Below are 14,336 nucleotides of genomic sequence, written 5' to 3'. Positions count from 1 at the left end.
CCGAGAAAAATTAGATTGTAGGAGACGGCTAACTAGATTCGTTCAATTCATCTAGGTCACTTGCAATAACTCCTTTTTCCTTCATTATCTCCACCCACTTAGCTCGCGTAAGCGGGCAATTAGCTAAGAGTTTCGCATTGTTTCCGTTAAGATAAAGATCGCTTTGAACATGGTCATGGCCTTGATCTCGTTGGGAGCCGCGACGAATCCCAAATTCCGCCACAAGAACACCGTCCTCAAATATTTGTGCAATGGTGTGGGCTTTTCCTTCGAAATATTTTGCGCCCAATTTTTTCGCGATCTTTTCAGCATGTTGCTTGGTTATGATCGTCGCCATAGCTAAAGAGCTTCAATTACTTGATTGAGAACCGCAAGCCTCTTCTGAAGGGCTGGGCCAAGCTTTTTTATATCCATCGTGCCATATCTTTCGAATGCGCTAATAATGAGATCCTTAAGATTTTCCACGGCTTCTGTCGGAGTATCACCCGTGGCGGACATGCCCGCATCAAAATAGGTGGCGGTGAATTCATCGGCGCTTGGCTGAACACAAATAGCCAGGCTGGTTTTGGCTCGATAGGGTTCGGGTGCAAACGTTCTTACTTCAACCGTGATGGGCTGCAAGGATGACAGCTCTGTAACCCTGGCGCTCAATTCCACGACCACTTTTTCCAACACTCCCAACCGGAGGTCGTTATGCACTTTTTCTTCGATCAGATCAGAGAAAGAAGCGAGTGTTTTAAAGAGGCGTTGACGGTCTTCTTCTTCCAAAGCAGGGCCGGACGGTTTGGCTGAAGCGAATTTGTCTTGTTTCCATACGAAACGGCACAATCCCCGACCCGAAGGATCCGTACTTTGGCCAACGAAGGCGGAGGGCTGCTCTGTCTGCCACTCGTAAACACCTTCTTCGTGATGCTCTCTCGGTGACGCACTCATGATTAAGAGGCAAGGGGGGCTTGGTTAAGAATTAATACCTTGAAAAATCGTTCAAGCATGACTTGGCCTTCTAACAAGTAAGTTTCCGAAACAACTTGGCTTAGGGTTGCTCTCAGGGAAATATGTACAACGCTTTCTTTTCTCTCCCAACCTACATTCTTAATTCGGGAACCGGAAACCTCGAAGACCCCGCTGACTAGTTTTATGGACGTGCCCGCGACATCCGCCTGTTCAGAGAGTAATCGTATAGGACCTGTTCGGGGCAGGTTATCGTAAGGAACGATGAAGTTGCCATTCAATGAGAGATGGAGTTTCTGGCTCATCATTTCCTCGATGTCGCCTACAATTTCCGATAACTTATTCAGGGCCTTCGGTTGTCGGTCGGCCGGAAACATCTCTTTTCGCGCCACTTCTACGTGAAAGTGATTCTTCTTCTGGCCGCCCGTGGTGAACCGCACAAAATGTGCAACAGTCCCTCTTTTGAAGATAGCAATCTTCTGACGCTGCTCTGCTAGCCATTTTTTCTGCTCCGCTTGGTCTGTGCACACCGAAGCACAAGCAACCATCCCGCAAAGAGGTGAGTCGCTCAAATTTGGAAATTCAATCGGCATGATGCATCGCAGTGGTATGGCTTGGGAGAGAACCTAGCACCCTGCTCACCGTCTAGCACGGAATTCGACTGCAAAGACGAATTCCTTAGCTGGCGATTGCGCGTATCGAAGGGATTGGGTGCTTGAATTTTGAATCGGAGCGAAGTGAATGGAGTCTCTTTCGACAGCGCGCGTTGCCGCTCGAAGTAGCACTTCACCGCCTATTGGCAGAGCGTTCAGAAGGGAAGAGTTCTTGGTGGATTTGGTGGCGACGGCGCGGTTGCGTTCAAAGTCGGAAGTCCGGCTTTTGGCCGTGGCTCTCGCAAAACTCCAAGCAATCATCGACCGAATCTTAGATCATTTGCCTGAGTTCATCTACTGCCAACACTTGGGAAATTACATCATCTCGAAGTCCGACGACTTCGCCGTGGAAAAATCCCGGCCTCGCCATTGAATCGGATGGCTCCGCTGTAAACCTTGGAGGTCATCGGGGTTGTACTACTGCTCCTGCCAGCAGGCATCTCATGAATTGGACCGAGGCCTTTCCCGTTTATCCGCGGTTAAGCAGCAGCCCCATGCCCCGATCTATCGTCTCCCCCCGGGCCAAGCCCCCATGGCCATAGCCGCCACCCCATCCAACTCCTTCGAACTCGCCCCGTCCCGCGCCTGGATCGACATCCCTTGCTGGACCGTCACGAAAAACCGCGCCAGAGCCTTCACCTTCGTCTCCCGCGAAAGATCCCCCTCCTTGATCCCACGCTGAAGTCTGGCTTCGATCATCTTTAGCGATCTCTTCCGTTCTTCCACGATCATATCCGCCAATCCGGCAACGCCTTCGCTGGCGACCGCCGACAGCACGACCATGCAGCCGGAAGGACCCGCCGGGCAGGCAAGCGAACGGGCCGAGAACCGCAGAAAGGCCTCGACGCCCAATTTCGCGGTCGGCGCGGATTCCAGCGCATCGCAGAGCTGCGGGGCTCCTTGTGCGCCATAGTGGCGGATCGCCTCCGTGTAGAGCTGCTCCTTGCTGCCGAAGGCGGCATAGAGGCTCGGCGACCCGATCCCCATGGCTTCGCACAGGTCGTTCATGGACGTGGCGGTGAAGCCTTTTTGCCAAAACACCCTCGTCGCCGCGTCCAGCGCGGCAGTTCGGTCGAACGCACGGGGGCGCCCGCGGGTGGAGGTTTTTTCGCTCATGACTCGATTTCTGTGCCGATCAATCTATAAATCGGTTGACGGGCCGCCGCAAGCGGATAAAGGATTTTGTGTCGAACGATACAAAAAGTAACATGAGCACACTAAAAGGAAAACGGGCATTGGTCACGGGAGCGAGCCGTGGCATCGGCGCAGCCATCGCGAAAGCCTTGGCAGCGGAAGGCGCGAGCGTGGCCATCACCTACGAACGCTCGGCGGAAAAGGCCGGGGAAGTGGTCCGGGAAATCGAGGCCGCCGGCGGCAAGGCCGTGGCCTTCGCCGCGAACAGCGCGGATCCAGAAGCGGTCCGCGGCTCCATCGACCGCACCGTCGCGGAACTCGGTGGTCTGGACATCCTGGTGAACAACGCCGGTATCGCGCGCCAAGGCAGCTTCGCGGAGATCACCCTGGAAGACATCGACGCCATGCTAAACGTGAACGTCCGCGGCGTCATCCTCTCCAGCCAGGCCGCCATCCCGCATCTCTCGACCGGCGGTCGTATCATCAACATCGGCAGCGGTCTCGGCGAGCGCGTCCCCTTCGGTGGCGTGACCGTTTACTCCGCTACCAAGTCCGCGCTGCGCTCCCTGACCGCCGGCCTCTCCCGCGAACTCGGCCCGAACGGCGTCACCGTCAACCTCGTCCAGCCCGGCTCCACCGATACCGACATGAACCCTTCCGACGGCCCCGGTGCCGAGGCCCAGAAGAGCGCCATGTCCCTCGGACAATACGGCACCCCCGAGGACATCGCCGCCGCCGTCGTCTTCCTCGCCGGCCCGGGTGCCAAGCAGATCACCGGCACGACCATCACCGTCGATGGCGGTGCGATTGCCTGAGCTTCACCGCTCATCCTGAATTTCGGAAGGAGAACCACGGAATACACGGAATACACGGAAAGCGAAGGAGTGGGGGTGCGAAGTATGCGCTTCAGCTCCTGCCCGCAATCCAGGTTCCGTGTATTCCGTGTGTTCGGTGGTTTTCATTTTCCCGTTGGCATTCCTCCTTGAAGAAGCCCGGCCAGACCGACGATGCTAAGGCCCCGATGAAAACCGCACTGCTTTTCCTCCCCTTGCTCTCCACCGTCCTGCTCGCCCAAGAGGTCGACCCGTCACTGTCAGATCCCGATTACGCGATTCAAGGGGAATACGCACTTGACGCGAAAGCCATCCAGAAGGGCCCCGGGGTTCAAGTCATTGCTCTCGGCGATGGCAAGTTCGAGGCGATTTCCTTCAAGCGCGGATTGCCCGGAGCGGGCTGGGAAGGAAAATGGAATTCCGTCGCTCACAGCGAGGGCACCCGCGACGGGGAATCCGGAACCGTCAAATTCACCGGCAGCGATTTGGAGGGAACGATCGCGGGCCAGAAGTTCAGCCTGAAGAATCCGGCCGGGAAAGAGATCGAACTCACCCGCGTCAACCGCGAATCGCCCACCCTCGGCATGAAGCCACCCAAGGGTGCAGTCGTCCTCTTCGGCGATGGCATCAACCTCTTCGACAAAGACAAGGTCGCCGCGGACGGGCTTCTTTCCCAAGGTGCCAAAACCACCGAAACCTTCGGTGACTTCACCCTCCACATCGAGTTCCGCCTCCCTTTCATGCCGAAGGCCCGCGGCCAAGGCCGTGGCAACAGCGGTCTCTATCTCCAGGGGCGGTACGAGATCCAAATGCTCGACAGCTTCGGACTCGAAGGGAAGGACAACGAGTGCGCTGGCATCTATCAGACCGCCGCGCCCTCGCCGAACATGTGCTTTCCTCCCCTGACCTGGCAAACCTACGACATCGAGTTCACCGCCGCGAAGTTCAACAAGGACGAGAAGAAGAAAAAGGCCGTCGTCACCGTGACCCATAACGGCGTGGTGGTGCATAAGAACCTCGAACTTCCCGGCCCCACCGGCGGAGCCGTCCTGAAAGACACCGCCGAACCCGGCCCTTTCCTTCTCCAAGACCACGGCAACCCGGTGCGTTACCGCAATATCTGGCTGGTCAAAAAGTGACGCAGCTCTCGCCCGGGCCCGCTAGGGTTTTGGCTTCATGCTCTTGAAGCGACCATAGAGCGGGTGATCGTCGGGGATCACCTGCGGCTTCATCCCCGCCTTCCACGTGTCGAAGTTCTTCTTCATGCGCTCGACGACATCGAAATGATCGGCGGCGACGTTGCGAGCCTCCCCCGGATCCGTGCCGAGTGCGTAGAGCTCCGGAGGATTACCTCCCTCCATGACCAGCTTCCAGTCCCCCTCGCGGATCGCGCGCAGCGGTCGCGCGAGGTTCGTATCGCGCCCGGGAATCCGCCACTCCTTGTGATCGTTGTAGATCCAGCAGAGTTGCGAATGCGGCGGCTCCTTCTTCTCACCGGACAGATGAGACAGGAGGTTCACCCCATCGATACCATCCGGCACCGCCACTCCGGCCGCGGCCAGGCTGGTGCTGAAAACGTCCATGACGTGCACCATCGGATCGAACTTCCCGCCCGCCGGGATGCGCCCCGGCCAGCGCGCCACGAAGGGCACGAGGATGCCGCCTTCGAGCACGTCGAACTTCATCCCGCGGTGAGGGCCGTTGCTCGTTCCCAGCACCGGCGGTTCGCCGCCGTTGTCGCTGATGAAGAAGACCAGCGTCCGTTCGTCGAGACCCGTCTCTTTCAAGGTGGCCATCAGCCGGCCGATGTTGTCATCCAGATTGCTGAGGATGGCCGCAGCGACCTTGCGCTTGCCGGAGAGCTGGGAGACCCGCGCGAGATCCTCCGGCTTCGCCACCTGCGGCAGATGCGCCGCCATGTGCGCGAGATGCAGGAAGAAGGGCTTGTCGTGCTTCCGGCGCAGGAACGCGTTGGCTTCGTCTGTTAGAATGTCGGTGAGGTAGCCCTCGCGCGGCTTCTCGTCCCCGTTGCGCGAGAGCACCGGATCGACGTAACGGCCCGCCGCGCCGAAGTAGCCGAAAAAATCGTCGAAGCCGCGGTTGCGCGGGGCGAACTGGAATTGATCCCCTTTGCCAAGGTGCCACTTGCCGATCAACACCGTCTCGTATCCCGCTTCACGCAGCTTGGCCGGTAGCGTCACCTGGGACACATCCATGCCATCCCGCGGGCCATCGAGCGGTCGGTTATCCTCGATGCCGAATCGCGAAGGGTAGCGCCCTGTTAGAAGCGCGGCCCGCGTCGGAGAGCAGGACGGGAGCGCGTAGCCGTTCGTGAAAACGCAGCCTTCCTTGGCGAGCGCGTCGATGTTCGGCGTCGGGAAGTCCTTTCCCCCGGAGAATCCGAAGTCGCCCACGCCCACATCGTCCACCAGGATCGCGATGATGTTGGGTCTCACCGCTTCCGCGGCTTCCAATCGGGTTCCGCACCAGGAAACCGTTAGCATCACGAACAACATCCGGCACGCGCGGTGGATCATCACGCCGCAAACCTCCGGGGCAGCGGAAGGCTGGTCAACGCAATAGCGCCGCGCTGCTGGTTCGTCTGGACCAGCCTGCGGCTTCCCGTCTTGTCCCCGTTTTAGGGACTATGGCGACCCCTGGAATTTGTTATACAACTTTGAAACAGATATGCCTCTTCCTTGTGCATATCTCGATCAAAGCCCATGAAAATTCCCGCGACCCTAGCCCTCTCTTCCCGCCGTGCCGCTCTCATCCTCGCCGCCTCCATCACCGTCCTGCTCGCCGGCCACTCCGCGCCGGCAGCCACCCTCACTTGGGATCCGCTCCTGAACGGCCTCGGCAGCGACGGTGAAGGCCCGTGGGACAATACGACCGCGAATTGGGCCTCTGATGGAGGCGATGTCCTGTTCCCCGCTTCCGCGCAGACGACGCTCACCGTGGCGCTCTTGAACGGTGTGAACACGATCACCCTTGCAAGCACCGCGGACCTCGCTGTCGGCCAAGTGCTCTCCAATGACCGCTTTCCGGCCGGCACCACGATCACCGACATCACCGACAACGTCGTTACGCTGAGCGCGGTTTCCACCAACACGCTCGGTATCGGAAGCGCGATTCATTTCTCCTTCAATCACGACGCGATCATCGGCAACGGAACGGAAACCGCGGGGACTGTCACGGTTTCGGGCAATCAGGCAGCGGACAGCCTCGTACTCTATGAGGCCGCCACAGGCAGCTACACCCTGACCGGCGGGAACCTCACGGTCTCCGGCCGGAATGGCAGCACCGGTGCCTTGAAGGTCAATGCGAACACAGCCATCGGCAACGCTCTGTCGTGGAAGAACCTCCAGTTCCAAACCGAGGACAAAACCCTGACGCTCAGCGGCGGCAGCATCCCCGGTGCCGTGAACGGGACCTTCAATGGCTCCGTGTCAGGCAGCTCGGCCTTCGTTGCCGCAGCCAGCACCTTGGCGGTGACTGGCGGCACCTTCACCACGGGTGGTGCGGGAAACACCATCAACATCGGTGACCAAGCCACGGAGACCGGCGGCTTCAAATTCTCCGGCGGCATCCTCGCTACCGGCGGCAGCTTCCAGATCGCCAACGAGCGCACGGCGTACGTGGAAATCAGCGGCACTGCAATTCTCAACAGCACCGGCCAGATCACCGTCGGCCGCAACAACACCGCGAACCTCGGCAAATTCGTGATCGATGGCGGCACGGTCAATTCGACGGCGACCAATACGACGGACGTCCAAGTGCAAATCGGCCGCTCGAATGGACCTGGCATCCTGGACGTCCGGAGCGGTGTCTTCAACGTGATTGGCAATGGCGTGGCCGGCACCTCCGGCGGCATCATGGTCATCAACTCCAGCGGAACCGTCACCACCGTTCCGTTGCCGGGCGGCACGGTCAATCTCAGCGGCGGAACGACCACGGCCAAGGAGTTGCGCTTCAACGGCAGCAACAAGAGCGCCGGAGCCGTCTCCGGCGGCGATGTGAACTCCACTTCCGGAACCGCCACGCTCAACATGACCGGCGGCAGCCTCTACATCGGTGGAACCGTCCAGTCCAACGGCACGGGAACAACTGCCCCGGGCGGCATCGTCAACCGCGGCACCGGCACCTCCACCTACGCCATCAATCTGTCCGGCGGCACGGTGGGAGCCAGTGCCAATTGGATCTCCGGCCTGGACATGACGCTCGGGACGACAAATGGAAACGTCACCTTCAAGGCCGCCAATGCCGCGGACGTACCCTTCGATATCTCCCTCGGCGGCAGTCTTTCCGGTACGGGTGGAATCACCAAGACGGGCACGGGCATCCTGACCCTTTCCGGCACGAATTCCCATGCCGGCGATACCGTGGTCAATGCCGGCACGCTCGTCCTCGGCACCGTCAATTCGAACAACGAATCCTCCACGGTCACGATCGCCGAGACCGGGGCCACGCTCCAACTGGATTTCGCCGGCACCGACACGGTGGGTGGTCTCGTCATCGGCAGCAATCCGCCCTTGGCGGACGGCGTTTACGGAGTCGTCGGATCGCCGGCACCGGTCATCGGGATCAGCCAGATCACCGGCACCGGCAGGCTCAACATCGGCTCCCCGCCTTCCGGCGGCTACTCCACTTGGGCAAGCGCCAACGGGATCACCGGTGAGCCCGCCTCCGGCGACTTTGATAACGACGGGCTGGCCAATCTCATCGAGTATGCCTTGGGCACGAATCCGACGGTTTCCAGCCAGCCGCCGGGCACCTTCTCGGGCAGCACGGTCACCTTCGTCAAAGGCAGTGACGCCATTGCGAACAACGACGTGATCTTCGAAATCGAGGAGTCCACCGACCTCGGAGTTTCCGATCCTTGGGCGACCGTGGTGACCGAAGGCACCGCCGATGACACTCCCGACATCTCCTACACGCTGACGACCGGCTTACCCAAGGAGTTCGCGCGCCTCAAGATCACCCAACCGGCGCCTTGATCCACGCGCCAAGCCTCACTTCCCCGCCTGAATCGCGGTGGCGTTCACCAAGAGAAGGTCTGCGGTGGATTCCTTGGCGACGGTGCCTGTGACGGTGACCTTGGCGAGGTTCGCGAGGCCGCCGACGCCTTCGAGGGGTTCCTTGAGGGCGCGGCCTTCGGCATCGACGACCTGGATGGTGGCGGTGCCTTGCTTCTTCTTTTCCGGGGTATCGCAGCAGGCATCCCAAGGGGTCTCGCAGGTGTCGCCGGGCATTTCATTGCAGGGCGTGATCAGCTCGGGATCGCCGAGGATGAAGGCGGCGCGGCCGGCGACGAAGGGCGAGGCATTGCCCATGATCTTGCCGGAGAGGGTGATCGTTTCCCCGGGCTTGGCAGTAGAACGAGCGGTGTGAATCGCCACGGGAGTGCCGGCGGGGGTGGCGGAAAGGACCTTGGAGAGGGCCGGACTGGGCGCGGCGGCGGCCGGAACGGTGGTCACGGTTTCAGGCTTTTTCCCGCAAGAAGTGAGGAGAATAGCGATGGTGAAGCCGACGATGGTTTTCATATGGTTTCGTGATGTTTTGGGTCAGGATGAGCGAAGGGCAGAGGGAAGGGAAGGTTTCAGGCAGCGGATCGCGGGAGGGATGGCACCCAGCAGGCCGAGGAGAAGTCCAGTCAGAATTCCGGTGAGGGCGACCTCGGGGCCGATCTCCAAAGTGAACGCGCCGATCGAGAAGGGGATCGTTTGACCGTCTAACAGAAGCATCGCGAGTGCCGAGCCGACCAGCGCGCCGGTGAGGCAGGCGAGCGTGCTTTCTTGCACAAGGCTGGCGAGGAGCGAGCCGCGGCCAAAGCCGATCGCTTGCAAGGTGGCCATCTCGCGGACGCGTGAGGCGAAGGCGGCGTAGAGGGTATTGATCCCGCCGAAGACGGCACCTGCAGCGATGAGTGCAGCGGTGATCCAGGTCATGGCGCGCAGCGGTTGGAAGAAGCTGCCGAGGCGCGCATAGTAGTCGCTCTCGCGGAGGGCGCTGAGTTCGAGATCAAGGCGCTGCTTGGCGAAGAGATCGGCTTCGGAGAAGTCCTCGGGGTTATCGAGGCGGAGGGTCACGCAGGAGATGGTGTCGCGCTTCGAGAGGACGCGCAGATCGCCGAGGGTCGCCCAGATTTCGGATTCGAGGACGGTGCCGGGGGCGGCGAAGACGCCGGAGATGGCGAGGTCCTGGCCGTCGAGGTTGAGATGGCTGTTAGGCTTCAGTTCGCTTTCGGGGATGCCGAGCTTTTTCCATGCGAGACGACCGACCATGACCTGGCCTGCTTGGGGGAAGCTGCCTTCGATGAGGCGCAGTTCGGGATGCACGCGCAGGGCCTGCGGGGTGACGCCGCGGAAGGTGGCTTGCTTCTTCTCGCCGCCGGGGAGGATGACGTTGTTCATGTAGTGGATCTCGGTCGAGACCGCGCGCACGCCGAGTGATTCGGAGATGCCGGGCACGGTGGCTTCCGCGATGCCGGCGGCGGCCTCGGAGACCTCGCTGCGCTGGATGCTTTCTTCCGATCCGGCCCCGACGAGGATGACATTGTGGGGCGAGCCGGAGGCGGAGAGGACGCGCTTCATGCCGGTATTGATCGCCACGGCCGCCATGACCAATAGGACGACGAGGGCGCTGCCGCCGACGGTCTGGAGCAGGCGGGTCTTCGAGCGGAAGAGATTCCGCACGGCGTAGGTGAAGGGCAGCATCTCAGTTTCTCAAGTTCTTCACGATCGGTTGGGTCATCGCCTGGAAGGCGGGCCAGAGGGAAGCCATGACGCCTAACAGCAGCGCGGCGGCGATGCCGGTGGCGACGACCACGGCGTCCGGTTGGATGGCGAGGGTCTGGCCTTCATTGCCCATGGTGAAGCTGCGCCAGTGCAGGAAGGCGGCGGCGAGGCCGACACCCGTGGCACCGCCGATGAGGCCGAGCATGCCGCCCTCGCTGACGACCAGGCAGGCAATCGCGCGTCCGGGATAGCCGAGTGTGCGCAGCACCGCGTTTTCCTTCACGCGTCCGCGCACGACGAGAAGCAGTGCGTTTGCGACCAGCGCTCCCACGGCGAGCACGGCACCGATGCCGAGCCAGCGGGTGAAGCCGATCAGTTGGATCAACTGTCCTGCGGATTCGGCGAAGAAGGCTTTCTCCGGGCGGGTGTCGGTGGGTTGGGCGTCGGAGTGGAAGCGTTCGTCGATGGCCTTCGCCACCGGGCCGAGGTCCTTCGAGGAGTGCACGCGGACGTTGAATTGCGTGACGGTGCCGAGGCCGACCTTCGAGGCGTGTTGCAAGAAGGGCAGCTTCACGTAGGCGACGTTGTTGTCCTGCGGGAAGGGCGAGGAGATGATGCCCGCGACCACGACAGTGACGCCCGCGCCGCTGAAGCGGTCGCCGGGTTTCAGGCCGCGGCGCCGGGCGAAGACTTCGCCCAGCAATGCGCCATCGCCGCGGTTCTTCCACTCCTGCATGCTGCCTTCGGTGACCTTGATCTCGGGCGCGAATTTTTCGAGTTCATCGTCCGGCACGCCGCGGAAGGTGATGACGTCGAGCGAGGCCCCGCAGTTGTTCACCACGATCTGCACGGGGATGACCTCGCGCACGCCCTCGATGCGGCGGATCTCCTCCGCGTAGTGTTCCGGGAGCTTGCTGGCGGAGGGACAGAAGCGGTTCTGGCGGTAGACGACGAGCGTGGTGTCCGCCGCCGTCGTTTCGGTCGCCTTCGCCAAGGCGCGTTGCAAAGTTTCCACAGCGGTGAAGAGAAACATGCCGGCGGCGACGCCGAGCACGGTGAGCAGTGAGCGGACCTTGTGCCGGGTGAGCTGGATCCACGAGAGCCGTAGTAGATTGGCGATCGCATTCATGACAGGATGAGTTGGCCTTTCTCCAGATGCAGGGTGCGGTCGGCGGCTTCCGCGGCGCGGGGATCGTGGGTGACCATGACGATGGTCTTGCCGTGATCGCGCGAAAGCTGGCGGAGCAGGTCGAGGATGCGCGTCGCCGCTTCGCGGTCGAGGTCGCCGGTCGGTTCGTCCGCTACCAGCAGGGATGGATTCGCGACGAGGGCGCGGGCGATGGCCACGCGCTGCTCCTGCCCGCCGGAGAGCTCGGAGGGGTTGTGGTGCATGCGGTCGCTCAAGCCGACCAGGTCCAGTGCCGATCCGACCCGCGAGTGGCGTTCTTTCTTGGACATTGGAGACAGCAAGAGTGGCAGCTCGACATTCTCGAAGGCGGTCAGCACCGGCACGAGGTGATAGAGCTGGAAGATGTAGCCGACATGGGCTGCCCGCCATTTGGTCAGCTCGCGGCGGGAGAATTTTGCGATGTCCTTGCCCTCGATCAGCAGTGCGCCTTCGGAGGGCGAGTCGATGCCGGAGAGGAGATTGAGGAGCGTGGTCTTGCCCGAGCCGGAGGGACCCATGAGCGCGAGGAATTCGCCCTTCGCGACGCTCAGGTCGAGCTTCTCCAGCGGCGTCACCACGGTGCTGCCCTTGTGGTAGCTTTTCGAGAGGCCGCGGCATTCGATCATCGGTTCACTCATGGTGTGTTCGGGCTGGGGTTGACGCGTTGGCCGTCGCGCAGGCCCTGTGGGGAAAGGATGACTTGCTCGCCGGGGCGGAGGCCTGCGGTAATCCGGACCATGCCCTCGCGGGATTCGGAGCTCGCCTCGATGGCGCGCTTGCTGACCCGCTTCGATTCGGGATCGCAGACCCAGACGCTGTTGCCGTCGATGGCAGCCTGTTGCGCCCAGGTGGCGAGCGAGCCGCCGCCTCCTCCCGGGGTGGTTGACGTGGCGCTGCCGAGGAACTCGACGCGGCAGAGCATTTCCGGGCGGAGTTGTTCGGTGGGGTTGTCGATGCGGACCTTGGCTTGCAGCGTGTTCCGCTGGAGGTCGGCCTCGCCGATGATGCGGGTGACTTCGCCTTCGAAGACCTTGTCGGGCAGGAGGCTGCAGCGAACCTTGGCCTTCTGGCCGGCGCTCAGGTTTGCGGCATCGGCCAGAGGGACATCGACCCGGACCTGGAGATGGGCGGGATCGTAGAGGATGGCGATGGTCGAGCTGTCGGGGTCGTCCATTAGCAGCATTTTCTTTTGTCCCGGCGCGGCGTTGAGGCGGAGGACGCGGCCGGTGATAGGGGAGAGAATGCGGGTGCGTTCAAGGGCGAGGCGCGCTTGGTCGATGGCGACTTCGGCCGTGGCAATCTCATCGGCCTTCGACTTGGTTTCGAGATTCACGCGGATGATCTCGGCTTCGAGTTCGGAGGCTTCCGCTTGCGCTGCCATGTGCATGGATTGCTCGCGTTCGTGGCGCAGGCGGGCGGACACGATGTCGGAGGCGGAGATCGCGCCCTTGAGGTCCTTGAGGCGGGAGTAGCGATCCTCTGCTTCGTCTTCGGAGGTCTTGGCGGCGACGATGCGGGTGACGGCTCCCTGGAGTTTTTTCTTCAGGGTCTCGACCGAGGCCTCATGGGCGGTGCAGGCGGAAATGAGGGCCACACGGGTTCTCTCCGCGGCAGTGAGTGCGAGCTTGGCATCGGCATCGATCAGGGTGGCCAGCAGGTCGCCTTTTTGGACCGTTTGGCCTTCCAGGGCGTGGACCTCGGCGACGACGCCATCGATGAGGGCGGTGGCTTTGATTGGCAGGGGATCGGGCTCGATCCAGCCGCTGGCTTGGAAGAGCATGCTGCCGGAGGATGCCGGTGAGGCGGTGCCGCTTTCCTGACTGGCGGTGGCGAGGACGAGGGCGGTGGTGACCTTCGGTGCGGGTAGCAGGCGGTCGCGGAAGAGCGCGAGGAAAAGGACCGCGAAGCCAGCCAGGAGGCCGGCTGGCAGCAGCCATGCCGGGAATCTCCGCGGGGCGGTGGTTTCGGGCTCACGGTTGGTGAGGGTATCGAGAGAGGGAGTCATGGCGACTAGGGGATGGGCGGGACGATTCCGAGGATTTGGCGTTTCCCCGCATGAGGTGTCCCTGTAGGACGCGGTGATCTCGGGGTCGCTAACCCGGCTGCGTGCCGGGCTTTTATGAACCGTCCCGTTGGGACGAAGAGAGGGTGGCAAAGGCCTTTTGGGCGATTTCAGTCTCGCGCGGGAAACATGCCGGCAGGGACCGTTCTGCGGGGCGGAGCCTCCGCGGTCCCGGGCGCTGTCGCGTCGCTCAAACCGTCGAAGACGGTTTCGGCGACGCTACGCAAGGCTTCACAGTCTCCAGACTCCCAATCTCGCCCTGAAACTGCAGGGCGTGTCCGGGCCACGGATCGGCTCGAACATTTCGAGGGCCGCGGCGGGAACAAGGTTCACGGGCGGCAACAGGAAGACCGGTGGCGGGAGGTCGATCGCCACAATCGGTGGTAGACCTTCGGGAAGGGTGGCGAGCGGTGCGTCCGGAAGTTCGTCCACGTCCACGCAGCAGCTTGGCTCGTGTTTGTGTTCCTTCCTGCACTTCGAGCAGCAGGACTCCTGCTCCGCCACGCTGGATTCGAGCAGGCAGATGCGTACCGGCGAGGCTGCCAGCGGGATGATCATCCCGAGGCAGGCCAGCAGGAATACCGCAATTGCCCGTCGCATCTCCCGAAGCATTCGCATCATAGGAGGGCGGGGACAAGGCGATATTCCCGGGCGGTGGCCGTGGAGGGGGAATTTCAACCGCAGATAACAGCCGGATGGACGCAGATGAAAGGCAGGATGTTTGGATTTGGATTGGGATGGATGGGATGTTTTCGGGGTGGGCGTGGAGGGACCGTTCTGCCGGGCGGTCCCAGTGGG

At 61.8% G+C, this 14,336-nt stretch carries 14 protein-coding genes; 3 read left to right on the top strand and 11 right to left on the bottom strand.

All coding sequences use genetic code 11. From position 1 onward, the window contains the following. Window positions 1–28: 28 nt before the first annotated feature. The 4 genes from ABWK72_RS12280 to ABWK72_RS12265 form a co-directional block, all read right to left on the bottom strand. Window positions 29–337, bottom strand: a complete 309-nt coding sequence (locus tag ABWK72_RS12280; RefSeq protein ID WP_367875087.1) for a hypothetical protein — start codon at window positions 335–337, stop codon at window positions 29–31. Window positions 338–339: 2 nt separating this feature from the next. Further along, window positions 340–933: a hypothetical protein gene (locus ABWK72_RS12275; RefSeq protein WP_367875086.1), complete on the bottom strand. Its 594-nt coding sequence runs from the start codon at window positions 931–933 to the stop codon at window positions 340–342. A 2-nt stretch (window positions 934–935) separates the two neighbouring features. After that, complete coding sequence (locus ABWK72_RS12270) at window positions 936–1,544, bottom strand: hypothetical protein (RefSeq protein ID WP_367875085.1); 609 nt, start codon at window positions 1,542–1,544, stop codon at window positions 936–938. A 564-nt stretch (window positions 1,545–2,108) separates the two neighbouring features. Further along, entirely contained in the window at window positions 2,109–2,720 is a 612-nt protein-coding gene (locus ABWK72_RS12265; RefSeq protein WP_367875084.1) for a TetR/AcrR family transcriptional regulator, read from the bottom strand. 92 nt (window positions 2,721–2,812) lie between these two features. Here ABWK72_RS12265 and ABWK72_RS12260 point away from each other — a divergent pair, with 92 nt between their 5' ends. Beyond that, window positions 2,813–3,553, top strand: coding sequence for an SDR family NAD(P)-dependent oxidoreductase (locus ABWK72_RS12260; RefSeq protein ID WP_367875083.1), 741 nt, complete (start codon window positions 2,813–2,815; stop codon window positions 3,551–3,553). 206 nt (window positions 3,554–3,759) lie between these two features. After that, window positions 3,760–4,710 (top strand): DUF1080 domain-containing protein, encoded by a 951-nt coding sequence (locus ABWK72_RS12255; RefSeq protein WP_367875082.1) that lies wholly within the window; start codon window positions 3,760–3,762, stop codon window positions 4,708–4,710. 21 nt (window positions 4,711–4,731) lie between these two features. Here ABWK72_RS12255 and ABWK72_RS12250 read toward each other — a convergent pair whose 3' ends face one another. Next, window positions 4,732–6,108 (bottom strand): sulfatase-like hydrolase/transferase, encoded by a 1,377-nt coding sequence (locus ABWK72_RS12250; RefSeq protein WP_367875081.1) that lies wholly within the window; start codon window positions 6,106–6,108, stop codon window positions 4,732–4,734. Window positions 6,109–6,294: 186 nt separating this feature from the next. Between ABWK72_RS12250 and ABWK72_RS12245 the strand changes: the two genes are divergently transcribed. Then, window positions 6,295–8,568: a beta strand repeat-containing protein gene (locus ABWK72_RS12245; RefSeq protein WP_367875080.1), complete on the top strand. Its 2,274-nt coding sequence runs from the start codon at window positions 6,295–6,297 to the stop codon at window positions 8,566–8,568. A gap of 15 nt (window positions 8,569–8,583) precedes the next feature. Here the strand turns inward: ABWK72_RS12245 and ABWK72_RS12240 are convergent, their stop codons facing one another. The 6 genes from ABWK72_RS12240 to ABWK72_RS12215 all read right to left on the bottom strand — a co-directional run bounded on the left by ABWK72_RS12240 (window position 8,584) and on the right by ABWK72_RS12215 (window position 14,138). After that, complete coding sequence (locus tag ABWK72_RS12240) at window positions 8,584–9,114, bottom strand: hypothetical protein (RefSeq protein ID WP_367875079.1); 531 nt, start codon at window positions 9,112–9,114, stop codon at window positions 8,584–8,586. A 21-nt stretch (window positions 9,115–9,135) separates the two neighbouring features. After that, window positions 9,136–10,287 carry an ABC transporter permease gene (locus ABWK72_RS12235; protein ID WP_367875078.1) on the bottom strand — a complete coding sequence of 384 codons (1,152 nt, stop codon included), beginning with the start codon at window positions 10,285–10,287 and terminating at the stop codon, window positions 9,136–9,138. Between the two features lies 1 nt (window position 10,288). Then, the gene (locus ABWK72_RS12230; protein WP_367875077.1) at window positions 10,289–11,437 is read right to left on the bottom strand and encodes an ABC transporter permease; all 1,149 of its coding nucleotides are present in this window, start codon (window positions 11,435–11,437) and stop codon (window positions 10,289–10,291) included. Then, window positions 11,434–12,114: an ABC transporter ATP-binding protein gene (locus ABWK72_RS12225; protein ID WP_367875076.1), complete on the bottom strand. Its 681-nt coding sequence runs from the start codon at window positions 12,112–12,114 to the stop codon at window positions 11,434–11,436. The genes ABWK72_RS12230 and ABWK72_RS12225 overlap by 4 nt, the downstream gene beginning before the upstream one ends. Further along, window positions 12,111–13,481 (bottom strand): efflux RND transporter periplasmic adaptor subunit, encoded by a 1,371-nt coding sequence (locus ABWK72_RS12220; RefSeq protein WP_367875075.1) that lies wholly within the window; start codon window positions 13,479–13,481, stop codon window positions 12,111–12,113. The genes ABWK72_RS12225 and ABWK72_RS12220 overlap by 4 nt, the downstream gene beginning before the upstream one ends. Before the next feature lie 288 nt (window positions 13,482–13,769). Continuing rightward, on the bottom strand, window positions 13,770–14,138 hold the full coding sequence (locus tag ABWK72_RS12215; protein ID WP_367875074.1) for a hypothetical protein: 369 nt from the start codon (window positions 14,136–14,138) through the stop codon (window positions 13,770–13,772). Window positions 14,139–14,336 lie beyond the last annotated feature (198 nt).

It is taken from the genome of Luteolibacter sp. Populi (assembly GCF_040801775.1).
Classification (GTDB): Bacteria; Verrucomicrobiota; Verrucomicrobiia; order Verrucomicrobiales; family Akkermansiaceae; genus Haloferula.
The sequence above is the reverse complement of the archived record's forward strand: the minus strand, read 5'-3'. Positions and strand labels throughout refer to the sequence as shown.

Excerpts from the sequence above, each read along its gene's own strand:
- ABWK72_RS12255 (WP_367875082.1), top strand. The coding sequence starts at position 3,760 with ATGAAAACCGCACTGCTTTTCCTCCCCTTGCTCTCCACCGTCCTGCTC.
- ABWK72_RS12265 (WP_367875084.1), bottom strand. The coding sequence starts at position 2,720 with ATGAGCGAAAAAACCTCCACCCGCGGGCGCCCCCGTGCGTTCGACCGA.
- ABWK72_RS12225 (WP_367875076.1), bottom strand. The coding sequence starts at position 12,114 with ATGAGTGAACCGATGATCGAATGCCGCGGCCTCTCGAAAAGCTACCAC.
- ABWK72_RS12215 (WP_367875074.1), bottom strand. The coding sequence starts at position 14,138 with ATGCGACGGGCAATTGCGGTATTCCTGCTGGCCTGCCTCGGGATGATC.
- ABWK72_RS12230 (WP_367875077.1), bottom strand. The coding sequence starts at position 11,437 with ATGAATGCGATCGCCAATCTACTACGGCTCTCGTGGATCCAGCTCACC.
- ABWK72_RS12260 (WP_367875083.1), top strand. The coding sequence starts at position 2,813 with ATGAGCACACTAAAAGGAAAACGGGCATTGGTCACGGGAGCGAGCCGT.
- ABWK72_RS12280 (WP_367875087.1), bottom strand. The coding sequence starts at position 337 with ATGGCGACGATCATAACCAAGCAACATGCTGAAAAGATCGCGAAAAAA.
- ABWK72_RS12270 (WP_367875085.1), bottom strand. The coding sequence starts at position 1,544 with ATGCCGATTGAATTTCCAAATTTGAGCGACTCACCTCTTTGCGGGATG.
- ABWK72_RS12220 (WP_367875075.1), bottom strand. The coding sequence starts at position 13,481 with ATGACTCCCTCTCTCGATACCCTCACCAACCGTGAGCCCGAAACCACC.
- ABWK72_RS12275 (WP_367875086.1), bottom strand. The coding sequence starts at position 933 with ATGAGTGCGTCACCGAGAGAGCATCACGAAGAAGGTGTTTACGAGTGG.
- ABWK72_RS12245 (WP_367875080.1), top strand. The coding sequence starts at position 6,295 with ATGAAAATTCCCGCGACCCTAGCCCTCTCTTCCCGCCGTGCCGCTCTC.
- ABWK72_RS12250 (WP_367875081.1), bottom strand. The coding sequence starts at position 6,108 with ATGATCCACCGCGCGTGCCGGATGTTGTTCGTGATGCTAACGGTTTCC.
- ABWK72_RS12235 (WP_367875078.1), bottom strand. The coding sequence starts at position 10,287 with ATGCTGCCCTTCACCTACGCCGTGCGGAATCTCTTCCGCTCGAAGACC.
- ABWK72_RS12240 (WP_367875079.1), bottom strand. The coding sequence starts at position 9,114 with ATGAAAACCATCGTCGGCTTCACCATCGCTATTCTCCTCACTTCTTGC.